The 14827-nt window shown below is 67.9% G+C and carries 17 protein-coding genes; 6 read left to right on the plus strand and 11 right to left on the minus strand.

Features of this window, described 5'->3' with window-relative positions; translation table 11 throughout:
• Nucleotides 1-17: 17 nt before the first annotated feature.
• The 4 genes from AB8M85_RS01985 to pdhA all read right to left on the minus strand — a co-directional run bounded on the left by AB8M85_RS01985 (nucleotide 18) and on the right by pdhA (nucleotide 4797).
• Nucleotides 18-857, minus strand: a complete 840-nt coding sequence (locus AB8M85_RS01985; protein WP_372697088.1) for an MBL fold metallo-hydrolase — start codon at nucleotides 855-857, stop codon at nucleotides 18-20.
• A 201-nt stretch (nucleotides 858-1058) separates the two neighbouring features.
• Nucleotides 1059-2495, minus strand: coding sequence for a dihydrolipoamide acetyltransferase family protein (locus AB8M85_RS01990; protein WP_372697089.1), 1437 nt, complete (start codon nucleotides 2493-2495; stop codon nucleotides 1059-1061).
• Nucleotides 2496-2497: 2 nt separating this feature from the next.
• Nucleotides 2498-3613 (minus strand): alpha-ketoacid dehydrogenase subunit beta, encoded by a 1116-nt coding sequence (locus tag AB8M85_RS01995; protein WP_372697091.1) that lies wholly within the window; start codon nucleotides 3611-3613, stop codon nucleotides 2498-2500.
• Complete coding sequence (gene pdhA / locus AB8M85_RS02000) at nucleotides 3610-4797, minus strand: pyruvate dehydrogenase (acetyl-transferring) E1 component subunit alpha (protein WP_372697092.1); 1188 nt, start codon at nucleotides 4795-4797, stop codon at nucleotides 3610-3612. The genes AB8M85_RS01995 and pdhA overlap by 4 nt, the downstream gene beginning before the upstream one ends.
• 220 nt (nucleotides 4798-5017) lie before the next feature.
• Between pdhA and AB8M85_RS02005 the strand changes: the two genes are divergently transcribed.
• From AB8M85_RS02005 to AB8M85_RS02015, 3 genes are all read left to right on the plus strand, one after another.
• The gene (locus tag AB8M85_RS02005) at nucleotides 5018-5467 is read left to right on the plus strand and encodes an Lrp/AsnC family transcriptional regulator (protein WP_372697093.1); all 450 of its coding nucleotides are present in this window, start codon (nucleotides 5018-5020) and stop codon (nucleotides 5465-5467) included.
• Nucleotides 5468-5582: 115 nt separating this feature from the next.
• Nucleotides 5583-6191: a flavin reductase family protein gene (locus AB8M85_RS02010; protein ID WP_372697094.1), complete on the plus strand. Its 609-nt coding sequence runs from the start codon at nucleotides 5583-5585 to the stop codon at nucleotides 6189-6191.
• A gap of 304 nt (nucleotides 6192-6495) precedes the next feature.
• Nucleotides 6496-7569, plus strand: a complete 1074-nt coding sequence (locus AB8M85_RS02015) for an HNH endonuclease (protein ID WP_372697095.1) — start codon at nucleotides 6496-6498, stop codon at nucleotides 7567-7569.
• Nucleotides 7570-7657: 88 nt separating this feature from the next.
• Here AB8M85_RS02015 and AB8M85_RS02020 read toward each other — a convergent pair whose 3' ends face one another.
• From AB8M85_RS02020 to paaA, 6 genes are read right to left on the minus strand one after another with little or no spacing between them, the layout of a single operon-like run.
• Nucleotides 7658-8437, minus strand: a complete 780-nt coding sequence (locus AB8M85_RS02020; protein ID WP_372697096.1) for an enoyl-CoA hydratase/isomerase family protein — start codon at nucleotides 8435-8437, stop codon at nucleotides 7658-7660.
• Nucleotides 8438-8446: 9 nt separating this feature from the next.
• Nucleotides 8447-9634: a 1,2-phenylacetyl-CoA epoxidase subunit PaaE gene (gene paaE / locus AB8M85_RS02025; RefSeq protein ID WP_372697097.1), complete on the minus strand. Its 1188-nt coding sequence runs from the start codon at nucleotides 9632-9634 to the stop codon at nucleotides 8447-8449.
• Nucleotides 9631-10119 carry a 1,2-phenylacetyl-CoA epoxidase subunit PaaD gene (gene paaD / locus AB8M85_RS02030; protein WP_372697098.1) on the minus strand — a complete coding sequence of 163 codons (489 nt, stop codon included), beginning with the start codon at nucleotides 10117-10119 and terminating at the stop codon, nucleotides 9631-9633. The genes paaE and paaD overlap by 4 nt, the downstream gene beginning before the upstream one ends.
• 11 nt (nucleotides 10120-10130) lie before the next feature.
• The gene (gene paaC, locus AB8M85_RS02035; protein WP_372697099.1) at nucleotides 10131-11003 is read right to left on the minus strand and encodes a 1,2-phenylacetyl-CoA epoxidase subunit PaaC; all 873 of its coding nucleotides are present in this window, start codon (nucleotides 11001-11003) and stop codon (nucleotides 10131-10133) included.
• Nucleotides 11000-11323: a 1,2-phenylacetyl-CoA epoxidase subunit PaaB gene (gene paaB, locus AB8M85_RS02040; protein ID WP_372697100.1), complete on the minus strand. Its 324-nt coding sequence runs from the start codon at nucleotides 11321-11323 to the stop codon at nucleotides 11000-11002. The genes paaC and paaB overlap by 4 nt, the downstream gene beginning before the upstream one ends.
• Entirely contained in the window at nucleotides 11324-12313 is a 990-nt protein-coding gene (paaA, locus tag AB8M85_RS02045) for a 1,2-phenylacetyl-CoA epoxidase subunit PaaA (protein WP_372697101.1), read from the minus strand.
• A gap of 154 nt (nucleotides 12314-12467) precedes the next feature.
• Between paaA and AB8M85_RS02050 the strand changes: the two genes are divergently transcribed.
• Both AB8M85_RS02050 and AB8M85_RS02055 read left to right on the plus strand, forming a co-directional pair.
• Nucleotides 12468-12902, plus strand: a complete 435-nt coding sequence (locus AB8M85_RS02050) for a PadR family transcriptional regulator (RefSeq protein ID WP_372697102.1) — start codon at nucleotides 12468-12470, stop codon at nucleotides 12900-12902.
• Nucleotides 12899-13612, plus strand: coding sequence for a hypothetical protein (locus AB8M85_RS02055; RefSeq protein WP_372697103.1), 714 nt, complete (start codon nucleotides 12899-12901; stop codon nucleotides 13610-13612). The genes AB8M85_RS02050 and AB8M85_RS02055 overlap by 4 nt, the downstream gene beginning before the upstream one ends.
• A 69-nt stretch (nucleotides 13613-13681) precedes the next feature.
• Here AB8M85_RS02055 and AB8M85_RS02060 read toward each other — a convergent pair whose 3' ends face one another.
• Nucleotides 13682-14149 (minus strand): hypothetical protein, encoded by a 468-nt coding sequence (locus AB8M85_RS02060; RefSeq protein WP_372697104.1) that lies wholly within the window; start codon nucleotides 14147-14149, stop codon nucleotides 13682-13684.
• 228 nt (nucleotides 14150-14377) lie between these two features.
• Between AB8M85_RS02060 and AB8M85_RS02065 the strand changes: the two genes are divergently transcribed.
• On the plus strand, nucleotides 14378-14755 hold the full coding sequence (locus tag AB8M85_RS02065) for an iron chaperone (protein WP_372697105.1): 378 nt from the start codon (nucleotides 14378-14380) through the stop codon (nucleotides 14753-14755).
• Nucleotides 14756-14827: the final 72 nt, after the last annotated feature.

Raw genomic sequence — 14827 nt, forward strand, 5'->3', positions numbered from 1 at the left:
GGGTGGCGGCGATGGCGCTACGCCCCCCGGCTTCCCGCGGTCTCCTTCATCCGCATGACCAGGTGGCGGGACTGCAGCGGACCGTAGGGCAGGATCGGGATGGCCTTGGTCGCGTCGGCCGAGGACTCGCTGATCGCCGAGCTGCACATGCGGATGCCTTGGCGCAGCTGCTGGAGCTGCGTGCGCACGAAGTCCATGTCGAGCAGCCGGCCGTGTCCGGGGACGACGGAGGGGTAGAGCTCGTCGATGGCGATGATCTTGCCCAGGGCGTGTTCCCAGTCGCGCGGGTAGGAGTCCTCGAAGGACGGGTCGGCCCCCTCCTCGACGAGGTCGCCGGCGAACAGGACGCTGCCCGAGCCGACGAGCAGGTCCCCGTCGGTGTGGCCGCGGCCCAGGTGGAAGAGCGTGATGGAATGCCCGCCGAGGTCCAGGTCGACGGGCTGGGCGTCCACGAGGTGTGTGGGGAGGACGACGGCGGTGTGCTCGCCTTCCGCTGCAGCCATGTCCGGGTCGACGGAGCGGACCAGGCGGCGTTGCGCATCCCCCGTTTCCGCCATGGCGCGGGCCGCGTTGGCGTGGGCCCAGATCTCCCCGACCCCGTGTGCGGCGAAGTACGCGTTGCCGAAGAAGTGGTCCCCGTGGGCGTGGGTGTTGATGAGCACCAGGGGCAGGTCGGTGAGCTCGCGGACGGCGGCATGGAGCCCGGCCGCCTCACCCGGGCCGGCTCCGGAGTCGATGACCGCGGCGCGTTCGTCGCCGACCACCAGCCCGGCGTTGACGCCGAACCCCTCGAGCCGCAGCGACCATGTGCGCTCCCCCACCTCAGTCCAGCGTGCCCGTGTTATTTCGTCAGCCATTGCCCGTCCTTGTCCGGCGCCTTGAGGGGAGCCACCGTGCCCACCGTCTCCATCTGTGGTCCGACTCTATTACCCCGGCACGGCCTCCACCCGTAGACGAGGCTGGACGGGTCAAATGTTTCGTCGGCTGCCTCGTGCGTCCCGCAGTCGAAAGCGCAGTGGCCCGGCTGCCTCGTCGAGGCGGCCGGGCCACTGGTGCTCCTAGAGGTCGGCGAGCACCGATCCCGGGTTCTCGATCGCGTCGGCGACGTAGCGCAGGAAGCCTCCGGCCGTCCCGCCGTCGCAAACGCGGTGGTCGAAGGTCAGGGTCAGCTCGGTGACCTTGCGGACCCGCAGCTCCCCCTCGACGACCCAGGGCCGGTCGATGATCCGCCCGACCCCGAGGATCGCGACTTCCGGGTAGTTGATGATCGCCGCCGAGCCGTCGACGCCGAAGACCCCGTAGTTGTTCAGCGTGAACGTCCCGCGGGTCAGCTCGGCCGGCGTGCACTTGCCCTCGCGGGCCACGGCGGCCAGCCTCCTGACCTCGGCATCGAGCTGACGGGCGCTGAGGTCCTGCGCATTGGCGATGCTGGGGACCATCAGCCCCCGGTCGGTCTGCGCCGCGATGCCCAGGTTGACCCCGTCGAACGAGATGATCTCCTGGCCGCCGTCGGCGCTGTCCTGCACGCGGGTGTTCAGCTCGGGGTAGCGGGCCAGTCCGGCCAGCGTGAAGCGGGCGATGAACGCAAGCAGTCCCGGCGTGTTCCGCGGATCGGCTGCCTTGAGCTGGGCACGCATCTCCACCAGGGCGGTGGCGTCGACGTCCACCCAGACGGTGGCCTCGGGGATCTCCCGGCGCGAGGTGCTCATGGCCTGGGCGATGGACTTGCGCACGCCTTTCAGAGGTGTGCGTTCAGTGATGCCAAGCCCCGAACGGGCATCGGCCCCGGTCGCCGCGGCCAGCCGCAGGGCCTCCTCGGCGCCCGTTGCCCGGGCGGCCGGTGCTTCCGGTGCACCAGCGCCGTCGATGGCTGCCTGGACGTCGGCGCGCATCACCAGGCCGTCGGCGCCGGAACCAGCCAGGGTCGCCACGTCGATGCCGTGGTCCCGGGCCAGCCGGCGCACCAACGGCGAAACGACGATCGGCGCCTGGCTCCGCATCGGTGTCGGCGCAGGCGCGGGAGTCGACGTGGGCTTGGCGGCTTCGGGGGCGGACGGGGCGGGGGCAGGCACCTCCGCCCCGCGCGGCCGCCGGCGGCGCGACGTGGCCCCGGTCCCTCCGGGGGTCCCGTAGCCGATGAGCACGTTGCCGGATCCCTCGGAGGCCCCGGCCCGCTCCTCGTCACGGTAGGACTGGGCCTGCTCTCCGGCTGCCGGCGACGCGGCTGCCGGCGTTGCCGCCCTGTCGGAGGCTGCACCCTCCTCGACGGAGACCAGCGGCTTGCCGACATCCACCGTGTCGCCCGGTGCGCCATGCAGCTGGTGCACGGTGCCGGCGAAGGGGCTGGGCACCTCGACGAGCGACTTGGCGGTCTCGACCTCGGCGATCGGCTGGTCGACGGCGATCGTGTCGCCCTCGGCCACGAGCCAGTTCACCAGGTCGGCCTCGGTCAGGCCCTCGCCCAGGTCGGGCAGCAGGAATACCTTGATGGCCATGTCTAGTCCTCCCACTGCAACAGGTCGACGGTGTCCAGGATGCGGTCCACGCTGGGCAGGAAGTAGCCCTCCAGCTTCGGCGACGGGAACGGGACATCGAACCCGGTCACGCGCAACACGGGCGCGGCCAGCGAATGGAAGCAGCGCTCCTGCACCCTGGCCGTGATCTCCGAGGCCACCGAGGCGAACCCGGGGGCCTCGGCGATGACTACGGCGCGGCCCGTCTTGCGCACCGAGGCGCCGACGGTCTCGTCGTCGAAGGGCACGATCGAGCGCACGTCGATGACCTCCAGCGACCGCCCCTCGGCGGCGGCGGCCTCGGCGGCGGCCAGCGCCGTGGAGACCGAGGGGCCGTAGGCGATCAGAGTCGCGTCGGTGCCGGGGCGGGCGATCGCAGCCCGCCCCTCGGCCAGGCGCTCCCCCGCAGCGGCAGCAGCCTCGTACTCGGCGCGCAGCGCGTCGAGGTCCACGGGGTCCTTGGAGAAGTAGAGCTTCTTGGGTTCCAGGAACACGACGGGGTCGTTCGAGTCGATGGCCTCGCGCATCATCCGGTAGGCGTCGGAGACCGTCGAGGGGGTCATGACCTTCAGGCCCGGGGTGTGGGCGTAGTAGGCCTCGGAGGAGTCACAGTGGTGCTCCACCCCGCCGATGCCGCCGGCGTAGGGGATGCGGATGACCACGGGCATGTCCAGGGCGCCGCGGGTGCGGTTGCGCATCTTGGCCAGGTGCGAGGCGATCTGCTCGAACGCCGGGTAGGCGAACGCGTCGAACTGCATCTCGATCACCGGGCGCATCCCGTTGATGGCCATGCCGATCGCCATGCCGGCGATGCCGGATTCGGCCAGCGGCGTGTCGAAGCAGCGCTGCTCGCCGAAGCGGGCCGTCAGCCCGTCGGTGATGCGGAAGACCCCGCCGAGGGTGCCGATGTCCTCGCCGAAGAGCACGACGGCGGAATCTGCTTCCATGGCATCGGCCAGTGCCGCATTCAGGGCCTTGGCGAACGTGACCGGCTTCGGGCCGGAGGCCTCGGCACGGGCCGCGGCGCGGACGGTGGCCTGCGCCGTGGCGGCGCTGACGTTGCCGTTGGCCTCGGAGGAGGTGGTGATGTGCGGGCTCACTTGGCGTCCCCTTCCCGGGAGAGTTCATCCGCGAGCAGGGCGGCCTGTTCGGCCAGCTGCGGGGTCTGGGTGGCGTAGACGTGCTCGAACAGCTCCAGCGGGTCGACCTCGGGGTCCTGGTTCAGCCCGTCGCGCAGGGCCTTGGCGGTTTCCTCCGCGTGGGCGGCGATGCGCTCGGACGCGGCGTCGTCGAGCAGGCCCTTGCCCTGCAGGTAGGCGGTCATGCGGTTCAGCGGGTCCTTGGCCTGCCAGGCCTGGACCTCGGCGTCCTGGCGGTAGCGGGTCGCATCGTCGGCATTGGTGTGGGCCTGCATGCGGTAGGTGTGGGCCTCGACCAGCAGGGGGCCGGAGCCGGTTCGGGCCAACTCGACGGCCCGTCCCAGGACCGCCATGAGGGCGACCAGGTCGTTGCCGTCCACGCGCTCGCCGGCCATGCCGTAGCCGACGGCCTTGTGGGCCAGGGACGGGGCGACCGACTGGTGGGCCAGCGGGACGGAGATGGCGTACTGATTGTTCTGCACGAAGAAGACCACCGGCAGGTTGAACACGGCGGCGAAGTTCAGCGCCTCGTGGAAGTCGCCTTCACTGGTGGCCCCGTCGCCGCACATGGCCAGGACGACGGTGTCCTCGCCGCGCAGCTTCGCGGCATGGGCCACGCCGACCGCGTGCAGCAGCTGGGTGGTCAGCGGGGTCGACTGGATGCCGACCTTGTACTTGCGCGGGTCGTATCCGCCGTGCCAGTCACCGCGGAAGAGGATCATGGTCTCCAGGGGATCGACTCCCTTGGCCATCACGGCGACGGAGTCGCGGTAGGTCGGGAACATCCAGTCGCCGGCGCCCAGGCAGAGGGCGGCGGCGACCTGGCAGGCCTCCTGGCCGTGGCTGGAGGGGTAGACGGCCATGCGGCCCTGGCGCACCAGCGCCGAGTTCTGGTCGTTGACGCGGCGGCCGATGACCAGTTGTTCGTAGGCCTTCAGCAGCGTCTCATCGTCGGGCAGCGGGTACTCGTGCCCGGGCTCGGTGCCCTGGTCCTCGACCGGGCGCGGCGCACCTGATTCGTCGACGATCTGGATCTGCCCGCGCGAGGGCAGCAGGTAGTCCTCGACGGAGATGCCGAAGTGGCGGCAGACGCTGTCGAGGTCGGCGGCTTCGGTGGCATGCTGCTCACCTGGCACGGCGCTCATGGTGTACTCCTTCGTAGATTCCCGGCCCTCCGACGCACCGGTCCAGGCCGCAGTGTCGAAAGCACTTCGTGACTCAAGTATGCGAACTGGAATCGGTTCGTATCCACTTCTTCCAGAATGCTTGGAAATTCGGATACAAGGCCCCTAATATTGAAGACAGAACGTCTTTGTGAGTGGCGTTACACAACCGTCCGTAGACGCAACGCCCTGGAAGGACACCATGGACTCAGTACCCGTCAAGCTCGACGACGTCGACCACCGGATTCTCGCCGAGCTCACACGCGACGGCCGGCAGTCGGTGACCACCGTGGCGCAGAACGTCCATGTGTCCCGCGCGCATGCCTACTCCCGGATCAACCGGCTGCAGGATGAAGGAGTCATCTCGCGGTACATGGCCGTGGTCGATCCGGTCAAGGCTGGCCTGCGCTCCTCGGCCTACGTGACCCTGAAGCTACGCCAGCATTCGTGGCGTGAATTGCGAGAGCGCCTGGCTGCACTGCCCGAGGTCCACCACATCGGCCTGGTCGGGGGGAATTTCGACGTGATCCTGCTGGTGCGCGCCAAGGACAACGTGGACCTGCGCCGCGTGGTGTTCGAACACCTCCAGTCGATGCCAGGTGTGCTGGACACCCAGACGTTCCTGATCTTCGAGGACGTCGACACCCGATGAGGGCAGGACACTCCAGAACGGCATGGGGGGGCGCTGGCATCTTCAGCGGGAGCTGGGGGCCATTTCTGTCGGGAAAGAACCAGTCGGTGATGCCGAGGGATGGTTGACTGAGCGCATGGCTTCGCACTTCTACCGCCCTTCAGAGGGGCACCGGCTTCCGCACGATCCGTTCAATGCGATTGTCGGGCCACGTCCGATCGGTTGGATCGGAACGCTTTCCCCTGCTGGAGTTCGCAACCTTGCGCCGTACAGCTTCTTCAATGCTTTTTCCTACACGCCGCCGCTCATTGGCTTCTCGAGTACCGACCCCAAGCACTCCGCCCGCAATGCCGAGCTGACCGGTGAATTCACGTGGAACCTGGTCACGCGCGGGCTCGCAGAACAAATGAACGCCTCATCGACGACGTCCGACGTCGATGAATTCGCCGCATCAGGCCTGGAAGCTGCTGATTCCATAGATATCAAAGCGCCGCGTGTCGCAGCCTCGCCCGTCAGCTTCGAGTGCCGGGTCAGTGACATCGTTCCCTTGCGCCGGGCAGACGGGCACCCGTCTGCCAGCGTGCTCACGATCGGGGAAGTCATCGCGGTCCACATTGACGAATCCTTGCTGGCCGAGGGCATCTACCAGACGGCCCTCGCCCAGCCGATCCTGCGCGGAGGCGGCCCCAGCGCCTACTTCGAGGTCCTTGCCGAGGGTCGCTTCGACATGGTGCGGCCAAAGTAGGACTTCAGCCACACCGACTGATCCAGCCGGGGCTGTGTCGCGAAAACGGGCTTTGACCGCGTCCAGGAGCGGCATGGCGAATGGTTGGACCGGGACGACATGGTATTGACGGAGTTTTCCCATTCGGTCGTCGAAGGACAGGCCACGAGACCCCTTAGGTCGCCGTTTGCGGCCGTGACGCCAACAGCCCAAGACCTGAAGGGGGCCGGCGTGGCCGGTTCCCAACCGGCCTACCAGCCGGAAATGCCCTGTGGACAGGCCGTAATGTGTTAACTCACATCACTGCAACTTCTGAGGGGGAGCAATGCCCATTGGGCTGTTTATCGTGGTGCTCATAGGGGCACCGATCGTGTTTGGGGGAATCGCCAGTAGCGGCTGGGTGGGCTTTCTCGCGTTTGTTGGTCTCCTGGTCCTCAACCCGTTCATCTGGAAGATCCGCAGAGACGCCTACTTCAAATCGGCGGAATTCCAGCAGTTGCGCTCCGAAGTTACCGGCTTTGTTGCCGAACACAACGACGTCGTGAACTACGTCGAAGAGATCCGCGAGCAGGGCAGCTTCGACCTGGGGACATCCTCGACAGGGCAGTACGCGCATCTGGCCACATTCGAGAATAACTCGGCGTGGAACAATCGGCGTGACCGCAACGTGGCCGAATACACCCCCCACGTGCACAACGCCTCGCTGCAGGTGGTGCGCAACGCCAGCGCCAACCCGATCAAGTACCTAATGAAGTATTTCTCCATCAAGGCCGACCAGGAGACCTTGGCTGACGTCCAGCGGGTTTCCGAGGACATCTCGCGGCTGGAACAGGCCGTCGGCAACGTGAAGGGCCGCGAGGCGGCGATCACCGCGAAGATCGACCCGCCGGCGTTCATCCTCAAGCGATACGCGAAGGAGTTCTGGGACCAGGTCGGCATCCACCTCTCGCCCATCACCGTGCCGTACCCGCAATACAAGTTCCAGTACACCTCGGCCGGCGGCAACAGCGGCCAGTCAACGGGCATTAGGCTCGACGTCCCCACCCTTGAGGCGCTGGCGAAGACCCTCGTGCAGAAGATCCGCTGGGCGAAGTCGGCAGCGGGGCAGCGCGCCCTGATGACCGCCCGGCTACGCGGCGAGATCAAGGCCCGCGACCACCACACCTGCCAGAACCCCGCATGCGGCATCTCGGTGGCGGCCGAGCCCCATCTGCTTCTGGAAGTCGACCACATCCTTCCGGTGTCCAAGGGCGGGCTCAGCACCCCGGACAACCTGCAGACGCTGTGCTGGCGCTGCAACCGCACGAAGGGCGCGAAGCTGACCTCAAAATCTGCGGAGGGCCACCACTGTTCAGGCGCATGTCGGGTCCAGGCGCGACGGGTTTACTCAAGCCACTAGCACTAGCGGGGCGGGCGATCTCCGAGAAAGTCGGCCCGATAGTGTCGGGTCGCCATGACGTGAATCCGTACCAAGGGCAACTCGAGGTTCAGCCCTTGAACGCGGGCTTCCGCTTTTCCTGGAATGCCTTGAACCCCTCGGCGTAGTCGTCGGTGGCGCACAGGTCATCTTGGGCACGGTTCTCGTTGGCCATCGACTCCCACAGGCCCAGGCGCTGGTCCCGGATCTCGGCCACGAGCTGCTTGGAGGCAACGAAGGCCTGCGTCGCACCCTGGGCGACCTTTCCCACGATGCCGCGGGTGGTCTCCAGCAGCTCCTCGGCAGGCATCGCGCGGCTGAACAGGCCGGAGCGCACGGCTTCGGCGCCGGAAATCAGCTCGGCCGTGTAGACCATGTCGAGCGTGCGGTGGGCGCCGAGGCGTTCGGTGAACAGCCAGTGACCGCCCGAATCCAGTGTCGCCCCGAGGTTGGCAAAGGGCGAACCGATCTTGGCGTTCTCCGCCACGTAGACCACGTCCGTGGCGATAGCCAGGCCGAGCCCGACACCGAGGCAGGCCCCCTGGACGGCCGCGAAGGTGGGCGCCGGGAAATCGGCCATCTGGCGCATCAGCGGCTCGACCAGTCCACCCAGGTAGCCCTGGACATCGTCGTCGGCCGGGACCACGCCGGAGATGTCGCGTCCGGCGCAGAAGCCGCGGCCCTCACCGCGCAGCAGCAGGGCCCGCACCTCGCCGGTCGTGACGGCTTCGGCGGCACGAGTGTAGGCGTCCGAGAGCTCGCGCAGCGCGTCCTCGTTGAGGGCGTTCATCTTCTCGGGGGCGTTCAGGACCACGTTGGCGATGCCGTCGGCGATGTGCAGGTCGATCAAGGTCGGCTCCTAGGCGTCGAAGTCCACGGACACGGCGTCCGAGGTCGGGTGGGATTGGCAGGTCAGCACGTAGCCGGCGTCGATCTCCTCGGGCTCCAGTGCGTAGTTCTCCTCCATGTTGACCGTGCCGGTGACCAGCTTGGCGCGGCAGGTTCCGCAGACGCCGCCGGCGCAGGCGAACGGGACGTCGGGGCGCACGCGCAGCGCGGCGTTGAGGATGGTCTCCCGGGCCGACATCGGGGACTTGACCTGGCCCTGCAGTCCGTCGAGCTTGAATTCGATCTCGTAGTTCTCCCCGGACTCGTCCTCGACGACCGGGCGTCCGCTATGGCCCTCGGGCCGTGTCGGCTGGCCGGTGGTGAAGAGCTCGTAGCGGACCTTCTCGGCCGGAACGCCCTGTTCGGCGAGGTTGTCGCGGACCAGCTGGACCAGCTCGAACGGACCGCAGAGGAACCACTCGTCGATCTGGTCGGTGCGGATGACCGAACCGAGCAGCGTGGTGAGCTTCTCGGCGTCGATCCGGCCCGAGAGCAACGGCGAGATCCGCTGCTCGCGAGAGAGCACGTGGTGCAAGGCGAACCGCGAGGGGTAGCGGTCCTTCAGGTCCGCCAGTTCCTCGAGGAACATCACGTCCATTGCCGCGCGGTTGGCGTAGACGAGGTCGAAGTGGACGTTGGCGTTGGCGGCCAACACGGTCCGGGCGATGGCCATGACGGGGGTGATGCCCGAGCCGGCAGCGACGGCCACGAAGTTGTGGCTGGTCGTCGTGTCGATCGACTCCGGGTTGTTCATCCCGGTCATCTGGTGCTTGGAGATGAAGGCGCCCGAAGGGCTCATGACATCCATGGTGTCGCCAGCCTGCAGCGATTCGTTGGCCCAGGTGGAGAAAAGACCGCCGAGGTCGCGCTTGATGGCGACCCGGATCTCCCCCGGCTTCGGTTCGGCGCAGATCGAGTAGCTGCGGCGGACTTCAGCGACGTTGCCGTCGGCATCGGGCAGTTCCTTACGCAGCGCCACATACTGCCCGGGCAGGTAGTCGTAGTCGTCGATCAGCTCGGCGGGCACCTCGAAGGTGACCTCGATGGCCGCGGCGGTCAGCCGGCGGACCTCGGAGACGGTCAGCGTGTGGAAGGACGCACGACGGCGGGGCGCGGAACCCTCCGTGCCGGTCTCGGGGGTCTGGGTCGTCTCTGTCATGAAAGCACCTTGAAGTAGTCGAAGGGTTCCAGGCACTCCTGGCACTGGTAGAGCGCCTTGCAGGAGGTGGACCCGAAGCGGGAGAGTTCCTTGGTTTTGAGGCTGTGGCACTGTGGACACTTGACCGCCATGCCGAGTGTCACCGTTCCGCGGTGGCCGGTGCCGGTGGGCGGGGCGATGCCGTATTCCTCGAGCTTGGCCTTGCCCGACTCGGTCATCCAGTCGGTGCTCCAAGCCGGGGAGAGCACCAGGTCGACGGTGACGTCCTGATAGCCCTCGGCCTGGAACGCCGTCTGCAGGTCCTCCCGGATGGCGTCCATCGCCGGGCACCCCGAATAGGTGGGGGTGATGACCACCCGCACCCCGCCGTCGTCATCGAGGTGGACACCGCGCAGGATGCCCAGGTCCTCGATGGTCAACACCGGGATCTCCGGGTCGGTCACGCGCGCCGCGATCTCCTTCAGCGCCGTCGTCGTGGTGCTCATGGGGTTCCTCCTTACCAGGTGGCGCCCGGGTGCTTGCGGGCGAGCACCTGCATTTCCGCCAGCAGGTAGCCCAGGTGCTCGGAGTGCTCGCCGCCGCGGCCGTTGCACATCGCGAAGGGCATGGACGGGACCTCGAGGTCCGCGGAGTCGAGCACCGCGGTGAATTCGGCCAGCCACGGCTCGCGCAGGGTCGAGGGGCGGACTCCGGCGTCGCCGAGCTCGTCATGCAGGTCCTCGTCGCCGAACAGTTCGTCGACGTACGGCCAGATGACCTCGAGTGCGTGGCGCATCCGGGCTGCCGACTCGTCGGTGCCCAGGCCCAGCCGGCGTGTCCACATGATGGCGTGGTCGCGGTGGTAGTCGACCTCCTTGACGGCCTTGGCGCTGATGGCAGCGATCGTCGGATCGGAGGAGTCCAGCAGCGCGGTGTAGAGCAGGTGCTGGTAGATCGCCACGGCCAGCTGGCGCACGATGGTGACGCCGAAGTCGCCGTTGGGCTGTTCGAAGAGGTGCAGCGAACGGAACTCGGATTCCTCGCGCCAATAGGCCAGGTCGTCCTCGCTCTTGCCCCACGCCAGGCCGGCGTAGGAGAGGAAGGAGCGCGCGTGGCCGAGCTGGTCCAGGGCGATGTTGCCCAGGGCGATGTCCTCCTCGATCTCCGGTCCGCGGGAGATCCAGTGGGAGAGGCGTTGGGCCAGGATCAGGGCGTCATCGCCCAAGCGCAACGCGTACTGCGCCACCGGCTCCGAGGGGGCGTCCTGCTGGAGCTGGATGTCCTCCGGACGCAGGGCATTGCCGGGGGTGATGCGGGTGGCCGAGGCGGTCGAGTCGCCGTAGCTCTCGGCGCTGTCGTGGGTCTCGTTGTGGGTCTCGGTGTGGCTCACAGGTGCTTCACGCCTTCGCTCTTCTTGTAGTACGTGGCGTGGCGGTAGTCCTTGCCCTGCGGGGATTCGAAGAACTGGCCCTTGGAGTCGGGATCCGAGGCGACGATGTCCTCCGAGGCCACGACCCAGAGGGACACGCCCTCGTTGCGGCGGGTGTAGAGGTCACGGGCGTTGCGCACGGCCATCTCGGCGTCGGGGGCGTGCAGCGATCCGGCGTGCACGTGGGAGAGCCCGCGCGAGGAACGGACAAAGACCTCCCAGAGGGGCCATTCGCGCGTGGAGGGGGTACCGGCGTCGTGCTGGTTGGGTTCCTGGGCCACCTAGGCCACCTCGGCTTTCTGGTTCATCTTCTCGGCGTATGCCGCTGCGGCTTCGCGGACCCAGGCGCCGTCGGCGTGGGCGTCGCGGCGGCGCTGCAGGCGCTGGGCATTGCAGGGTCCGTTCCCGGAGATGACTGCCTTGAACTCGGCCCAGTTCAGCTCCTTGTGGATCCACTTGCCGGATTCCTCGTCGAAGCGCAGCTCGGGGTCGGGCAGGGTCAGTCCGAGGACCTTGACCTGTTCTGCGATCATGCCGACGAAGCGCTGGCGCAGGTCGTCGTTGGAGAAGCGCTTGATCTTCCACTTCATCGACTGCTGCGAGTTGGGCGAATCGCCGTCCGGGGGTCCGAACATCATCAGGGAGGGCTCGTAGAAGCGGTTGATGGCGTCCTGGGCCATCTGCTTCTGCTCCTCGGTGCCGGCGGCGAGCTCCATGAGGATCTCGAAGCCCTGGCGCTGGTGGAAGGACTCCTCCTTGCAGACCCGGACCATGGCGCGGCCGTAGGGGCCATAGGAGGCGCGGCACAGCGGGACCTGGTTGACGATCGCGGCGCCGTCGACGAGCCAGCCGATGGCCCCCATGTCCGCCCAGGAGCGGGCGGGGTAGTTGAAGATCGAGGAGTACTTGGCCTTGCCGGTGAGCAGCTGGTCGTTCAGCACGTGGCGCGGGGTGCCCAGCGTTTCGGCGGCGGAGTAGAGGTAGAGCCCGTGGCCGGCCTCGTCCTGGACCTTGGCCATGAGGATCGACTTGCGTTTCAGGCTCGGGGCGCGGGTGATCCAGTTGGCCTCGGGCTGCATGCCGATGATCTCCGAATGCGCGTGCTGGGAGATCTGGCGGGTGAGGGTCTTGCGGTACCCCTCCGGCATCCAGTCGCGCGGCTCAATGCGCGAATCGTCCGCGATGACCGCATCGAAATGCTCCTGCGCCGCCTCTTCCTCGGGCGTCAGCACCGCGGACAGGGGCCCTTTCGGGTCGTTCTGTGCAGCCATGGGGCTCACCTCACTGTGACAAGTTTTGAATTACTGACCGTTCGTTCAGGATATGCGGTGGATCACCCGCCCGTCAATTGGCGAGGGCCGCCAGGCGCCTCGGAGGCACCTGTTCGTGCTTGACAGCCATACTAGTTAGACACACAATCTAGGTATGCAGACCCAGACTGCGCAGGACGACGGCGAGTCCCCCGGTCCCCCCTGGCCGACCGACTGGATGCGCGCCGTGTTGGGACTGTGCGTCCTGCAGTCGCTCGAGGCCAGGCCGTCCTACGGGTACGCCATCATCTCCGCGTTGGACGCAGCGGGGTTCGGCTCGGTCAAGGGCGGGACGCTGTACCCGTTGCTGGCACGGTACGAGTCCGCAGGGTGGGTCGCCACCGAGTGGCGAGCCGGGACCTCGGGGCCCGGCCGCAAGTACTTTTCCCTGACCGGTGCCGGGCGGGACGAACTGGCCCGCCAGCGCACCGCGTGGGGCCGCTTCACCGCGACCACCCGGACGTACCTGGGCCGCTCGCCGATCCCGGCGGCAGAGGCGGCGGAACCACGGACCGCATTCCCCACCACCGGAGAAGGAACAGGACGATGACCAACACCGAAACGGACCAGGCGTGGATCGACGAACTCACCCTGGCCCTGCGGCTGCGCAACGTCCGGGGCGACGCCATCGGCGATGCCATCGCCGTGGTCCGGGGACATCTCGCCGATTCCGGGGAGCACGCCCGCGAGGCCTTCGGGGACCCGCGCTCCTACGCCACCCAGTTCGGACTTCCGACGGCACCCGCGGTCCGACCGACGGATCCTGTTGTCATGGGGCCAGCGGTGTCGCTGCCGGGCCTGCTGGTCTTCGTGTCGGCGGTATCGGCCCTCTTCGACGGCGTGGCCTTCGACATCTCGCTCCCGCAACTGCTGCTGTACCTGGTCCCGCTGGCGGTGGTCCTGGCGCTGCCGTGGTACTTCGATGTTGCCGTACGACACCTGTGGGTCTTCGCCGTTGCCTTCAGTCTCGCGGTCCTCGCCGCCACGGGATCGGCGTTCCTCGCACCGGAGCGGGGCCATGCGGCGCTGGTGTCATGGCCTCCGGGCTGGGTGGCCCTCGTCTCCGGAGCCGTATTGCTGGCAGCAAGCGCGTGGGCCGTTCTGGATGCCCTGCAGTCCGGGTCGGACGCCATCACCGAGCCCAGCGGGCAGGGGCATCGCCCCGCGGGGCGCGGGCACTGGCTTGCCGCCGTCACCCCGCACCTGTTGATGCCACTGGCAGCCCTGCTGTGCGTCGCCGCCGAGTGGATCCTCGCCTGAACGCATCGACACGGCAGGGCCGGGCCCCGGGATCGTGCAACCGATGGGGCCGGGCCCTGCCGGTGGGGTCTAGCTGGACGCGGAGTCCGGGTCCTCCCCCAGTTCCTCGTCCAGTTCATCGTCGAGATCCTCGTCCGTGCCGGGGTCCTCTGCCGCGGGGTCGGCCAGTGGCCGGAAATCGTTGCCTGCATCCGCTGCCAACTCGGCGTCGACCTCGGGGTCCTGCTCGGCGTCGAGCGATTCGTTCGCCAACTGGTCGGCCGCCGGGTCGGCCAGTTCCCCCGAGTCCTCCAGCTCGTTGACCTCGTCCTCGACGTAGGGCAGTTCCTCGGCCTCGGCGTACCCGGGCTCACGCAGCGGGTCGCCTTCCTCCATCATCGCCGCGTTGTCGGAGGAACCCTCGGCGGGCTGCGAGTCGCGGCCGTCCATCGGCACCGGGTCCAGCGGGTCGCCGGTGGCGTCCTCGGGATCGGGGACGAATTCGGCTCCGGGATCAGGTTCCATGTTGGGATCGCGTTCCGGCATGGTCGAACTCATGCGTTGCTCCTTCGCTCGTTGCCTGCACGACGACGGCTGCCGCCTGCCGGCCCGGAGCCCGTCGGCCCGGTGCCTGCGTCCCAACCGTAGGCACCGGGGAGGTTCCCGGACAAGGGGAGCTGCCACCGCACGACGTGCGGATCGAGCAGGATCCGAGAAGCGGCGCCGAATGGCCGACCGTAGGCTGGGTCCAGCAGCACCCATCCGGACACCACAAGGAGCACGACCATGACCGAGAAGACCTCCCCCAGCGCGTCAGACCGCCAGACGTTCAGCGACGACGAGCGCGCGGCCATGAAGGAACGCTCGCAGGAACTCAAGAAGACGTCAAAGGTGTCCAAGTCGGACGGCACCCAGGATGTGCTGGACAAGATCGCGGCCATGGCCGAGCCGGACCGCGGCATGGCCGAGCGCATCCATGAGATCGTCACCGACAGTGCACCCGAGTTGGCCCCGCGGACCTGGTACGGCATGCCCGCCTACGCCAAGGGCAAGGACGTGATCGTCTTCTTCCAGGACGCCGCGAAGTTCAAGGCGCGGCATTCGACGCTCGGTTTCAGCGACAAGGCGGCGCTCGACGACGGGGCGATGTGGCCGAGCTCGTAGGCCCTCGCCGAACTGACGCCCGAGGTCGAGGACCGCAATCGCACCCTCGTCCGGCAGGCCGCCGGCTGACAC

Source organism: Arthrobacter sp. JSM 101049, assembly GCF_041679245.1.
In the GTDB taxonomy this organism is placed as follows: Bacteria; Actinomycetota; Actinomycetes; order Actinomycetales; family Micrococcaceae; genus Arthrobacter_H.

Bases quoted from the DNA above. Each gene is read 5' to 3' on its own strand.
- AB8M85_RS01985 (WP_372697088.1), bottom strand. From the start codon at position 857: ATGGCTGACGAAATAACACGGGCACGCTGGACTGAGGTGGGGGAGCGC.
- AB8M85_RS01990 (WP_372697089.1), bottom strand. From the start codon at position 2,495: ATGGCCATCAAGGTATTCCTGCTGCCCGACCTGGGCGAGGGCCTGACC.
- pdhA (WP_372697092.1), bottom strand. From the start codon at position 4,797: ATGAGCGCCGTGCCAGGTGAGCAGCATGCCACCGAAGCCGCCGACCTC.
- AB8M85_RS02005 (WP_372697093.1), top strand. From the start codon at position 5,018: ATGGACTCAGTACCCGTCAAGCTCGACGACGTCGACCACCGGATTCTC.
- AB8M85_RS02010 (WP_372697094.1), top strand. From the start codon at position 5,583: ATGGCTTCGCACTTCTACCGCCCTTCAGAGGGGCACCGGCTTCCGCAC.
- AB8M85_RS02015 (WP_372697095.1), top strand. From the start codon at position 6,496: ATGCCCATTGGGCTGTTTATCGTGGTGCTCATAGGGGCACCGATCGTG.
- paaE (WP_372697097.1), bottom strand. From the start codon at position 9,634: ATGACAGAGACGACCCAGACCCCCGAGACCGGCACGGAGGGTTCCGCG.
- paaD (WP_372697098.1), bottom strand. From the start codon at position 10,119: ATGAGCACCACGACGACGGCGCTGAAGGAGATCGCGGCGCGCGTGACC.
- paaA (WP_372697101.1), bottom strand. From the start codon at position 12,313: ATGGCTGCACAGAACGACCCGAAAGGGCCCCTGTCCGCGGTGCTGACG.
- AB8M85_RS02050 (WP_372697102.1), top strand. From the start codon at position 12,468: ATGCAGACCCAGACTGCGCAGGACGACGGCGAGTCCCCCGGTCCCCCC.
- AB8M85_RS02055 (WP_372697103.1), top strand. From the start codon at position 12,899: ATGACCAACACCGAAACGGACCAGGCGTGGATCGACGAACTCACCCTG.
- AB8M85_RS02060 (WP_372697104.1), bottom strand. From the start codon at position 14,149: ATGAGTTCGACCATGCCGGAACGCGATCCCAACATGGAACCTGATCCC.
- AB8M85_RS02065 (WP_372697105.1), top strand. From the start codon at position 14,378: ATGACCGAGAAGACCTCCCCCAGCGCGTCAGACCGCCAGACGTTCAGC.